Origin of the sequence: Rhodopseudomonas sp. BR0C11, assembly GCF_010820945.1 — a bacterium.
Taxonomy (GTDB): Bacteria; Pseudomonadota; Alphaproteobacteria; order Rhizobiales; family Xanthobacteraceae; genus Rhodopseudomonas; species Rhodopseudomonas palustris_H.
The window spans coordinates 1-3,638 of record NZ_QTKI01000450.1 but is presented as its reverse complement, the minus strand read 5'-3'; the positions used below and the strand labels follow the sequence as shown (position 1 = coordinate 3,638).

At 65.4% G+C, this 3,638-nt stretch carries 4 protein-coding genes; all 4 read right to left on the bottom strand.

Features of this window, described 5'->3' with window-relative positions; genetic code table 11:
• Positions 1 to 159: 159 nt before the first annotated feature.
• A complete protein-coding gene (locus tag DYI24_RS23180; protein WP_164574006.1) occupies positions 160 to 552 on the bottom strand; it encodes an acyl transferase in 393 nt (130 codons plus the stop codon).
• A gap of 281 nt (positions 553 to 833) precedes the next feature.
• Complete coding sequence (locus DYI24_RS23175) at positions 834 to 2,219, bottom strand: ribulose-bisphosphate carboxylase (protein WP_164574005.1); 1,386 nt, start codon at positions 2,217 to 2,219, stop codon at positions 834 to 836.
• Between the two features lie 58 nt (positions 2,220 to 2,277).
• Entirely contained in the window at positions 2,278 to 3,363 is a 1,086-nt protein-coding gene (gene fba, locus DYI24_RS23170) for a class II fructose-bisphosphate aldolase (protein WP_011160174.1), read from the bottom strand.
• Positions 3,364 to 3,422: 59 nt separating this feature from the next.
• On the bottom strand, positions 3,423 to 3,638 hold a 216-nt coding region (locus tag DYI24_RS23165; protein WP_502706368.1), incomplete at its 5' end, for a transketolase-like TK C-terminal-containing protein.

Below are 3,638 nucleotides of genomic sequence, written 5' to 3'. Positions count from 1 at the left end.
CGATGGCCCGGCATCGAACCGGACTCACGATCAATGACTCAGCCGAGACTGCGCCCCTGCATAGCCGGCACTCTGAGTTCCACCCGCTTGCGAGTTCCTTAACTCAGCACTGCGTACGACTACGTACACTGCCAGCGCAGAAAACTAACCGACCAAGAACTACGAGCGAGGATGATGTGCCGGCTGGCCCCCGACCCAGCGCAGCAGGTGCTTGCCGAACCAGCCCTTGTGGGCCTCGTGCGATTCCGAGGTCGGCCCCGGCTCGACGGCAGCTTCAGGGACGCCTGCCAAGTGGGGGTGAGGCTCCGGCTCGTCTTCAGGATGGGGGTGGATCGCCGCTGCCGCAACACGGGCGAGCTGCTCGCGCACCAGCTCGCCGGCGAGGAATTCCGCGAGCGCCAGCGGCGGCATCATGCCGAGCTCTTCGGTCCGCTTCCGGCCGGCGGCCGTCACCGTGATCAGCCGGTTGTCGATGATCACGAACGCGCTCGGGTAGTACACGCCGCTGACGGCGATCTGAAACTGGTACGGACCAGAACGACTGTGTGTCATCTGAGTTCTCCGACGTCAGGGCCTCCGCCGAACTTGAGCGGACGCCAACGCGAACTGACCTGTGACCACACTTCAGCATTGCACGGCGCCCGGGAAACGCAAGCTGCGACTCCCCAATCGGCGCAGATCGTTTCTTTTCCGTTGCGGCTTTCGCCGGCGTTGAGATCAACTGATCGAAGAATGCGGCGAGCCCTCAAGGTGCCCCTCGAAGAACTACGAGGCCAAAAGCAAACGGCCCGCGCCGGAAGCGCGGGCCGTCAGTCGTGTGAGGTGCGAGAAGCTTACGCCGCCTGCGGCTTCAGCTTGGCGCGCCAGTTCGGATACAGCTTGTCGGCATCCTGCGGGAAGCTCTCGAAGGCGCGGGCGAATTCGCGGTGATCCTTGGCGAACTCGACCGGATCGGCGCCCTGCTTCCAGCACTGCTCGGCCTGACGCAGCGACTTGGCACCGGCCGCGCCACCGTCGACGTGGCCGAACGCACCGCCGCCCGCCGTCATGATCAGGTTGGAATGGCCGAGGTTGTCGAAGAAGCCCGGCATCCGCAGCGCGTTCATGCCGCCGGAGATGATCGGGGTGGTCGGGTTGAGGCCGAGCCACTCCTGATGGAAGTACGGACCGTCGGCCGCATCCTCGGTGATCATGTAGGCGATCGCGCGATCGGCAGCTTCGCCTTCCATCTTGCCGAAGCCCATGGTGCCGGTGTGGATGCCGGAGGCGCCCTGCAGACGTGCCATCTTCGACAGCACGAAGGCGGTGTAGCCGCGCTTGGACTGCGGCGAGGTCACCGCACCGTGGCCGGCGCGATGGTAGTGCAGGTACTGCTTCGGGAACGCGCGGCGGGCGGTGGTGACCGCAGCCGGGCCGGCAACGTAGCCGTCGACCAGGAACGCGATGTGATCGGCGTTGTCGGCGAAGGTCTCGAGGATGAACTCACCGCGCGCCAGCATCTCGTAGTGATCGTCGGCGGTGATGTTGAACGAGAACAGCTTGGCCTCACCGGTCTTGTCCTGCGCACGGCGCATCGCGTCGGCGACGGCCCGGACCGTGTCCTTGAACGGCGCGAACACCTGGTTGCCCTGCGGCTCGTCGTTCTTGATGAAGTCGCCGCCCAGCCAGAAATCGTAGCAGGCATTGGCGAACGGCTGCGGACGCAGGCCGAGCTTCGGCTTGATGATGGTGCCGACGATGAAGCCGCCGTTGATCACCGGCCGGCCGAGCACGCGCCACAGATCCTTGATGGTGGTCGACGGGCCGTCGAACAGCTTGAGATACGCCGGCGGCACGTAGAAGTCGTACATCTTGGCGTATTCGACGTCGCCCATGCCCTGGTTGTTGCCGATCGTCAGGGTCAGGAACGAGGCGATCATGGCGCGGCCATCGATCACGTTGCGATCGAACAGCTCGATCGGGTACGCGATCTTCATCAGCTGCTTGGCTTCGTCGATCTCGTACACCAGCGCGTCGACACCGCGGGTGAAGTCGTCGGTGGTGGAGACTTCGACGTTGGTGCCGGTCGAGGATTCGGCGGCGAAGTGCGCGGCGGTCTGGAGGAAATTGCCGAAGCCGGCCTTCGGCTTCATGATGTAGGCGCACAGCACGTGCCGTCCGCCCGCGATCAGCTCGCTCTCTTTGAGGTTGAGGTTGGCGTAGCGGTTCGACTGGTCCATGGTGATCTCCTGCAATGCGAGGCGCGGCGGCGCGCTGGCCGCCGCGAATTGAAAGCGGTTACTCCGCGGCGCGGGCGACCTGGCCGATCTGCGGATCGAGCGCGCCGGACTTGTAGCGCTTGGCCATTTCCGCCATCGGCACGACCTTGATCTTCGAGGCATTGCCGGCGGTGCCGAACTGCTCGAAGCGCAGCTTGCAGATGTCGCGCATCGCATCCATCGCGGGCTTCAGGAACTTGCGCGGATCGAACTCCGCCTTGTTCTGGGTCGCCACCTTGCGGAACACGCCGGTCATCGCCAGACGGCAATCGGTGTCGATGTTGACCTTGCGGACGCCGTGCTTGATGCCGCGGACGATTTCCTCGACCGGCACGCCGAAGGTCTGCGGCATCGCGCCGCCGAACTCATTGAAGATGTCCTGCAGATCCTGCGGCACCGACGACGAGCCGTGCATCACCAGATGGGTGTTCGGCAGGCGGCGATGGATCTCTTCGACCACCTTCATGGCCAGCACGTCGCCGTCCGGCTTGCGGCTGAACTTGTAGGCGCCGTGCGAGGTGCCCATCGCGATCGCCAGCGCGTCGACCTTGGTGGCGCGCACGAACTCGACCGCCTGGTCCGGATCGGTCAGCAGCTGCTCGCGGCTGACCTTGCCCTCGACGCCGTGGCCGTCTTCCTGCTCGCCGCCGCCGTGCTCCAGCGAACCGAGCACGCCGAGCTCACCTTCCACCGAGGCGCCGACCCAGTGCGCCATGTCGACGACGCGGCGGGTGATGTCGACGTTGTACTGATAGTCGGCGGCGGTCTTGGCGTCGGCCTTGAGCGAGCCGTCCATCATCACCGAGGTGAAGCCGTAGCGGATCGCGGTGGCGCAGGTGGCTTCGTCGTTGCCGTGGTCCTGATGCATGCAGAGCGGGATGTCCGGATACATCTCGGCCAGCGCGTCGATCATCTTCGCCAGCATGATGTCGTTGGCGTAGGAGCGGGCGCCGCGCGACGCCTGGATGATCACCGGCGCGTCGACCAGCGCCGCCGCCTCCATGATCGCGAGGCCCTGCTCCATGTTGTTGATGTTGAACGCGGGCACGCCGTAGCCGTGCTCGGCGGCGTGATCCAGCAATTGCCTCAGAGTGATACGCGCCATGATGTCTCCTCAAACTAACTGTGTGACGACAGGGTCGTCCTGATGTTCAAAAATCGGGCTCAGTGCTTGCCGCGGGCGATCGCGCCCTTGGCGGCGTCCACCACCGCGTCCGCGGTGATGCCGAACTTCTGGTACAGCACCGGCGCCGGCGCCGAGGCACCGAACCCGGTCATGCCGACGAACGCGCCGGTATCGCCGATCCAGCGGCGCCAATCGGTGTCGCGCGCCGCTTCGATGCCGACCCGCGGCGCGGTGCCGAGCACGCTGGCGCTGGA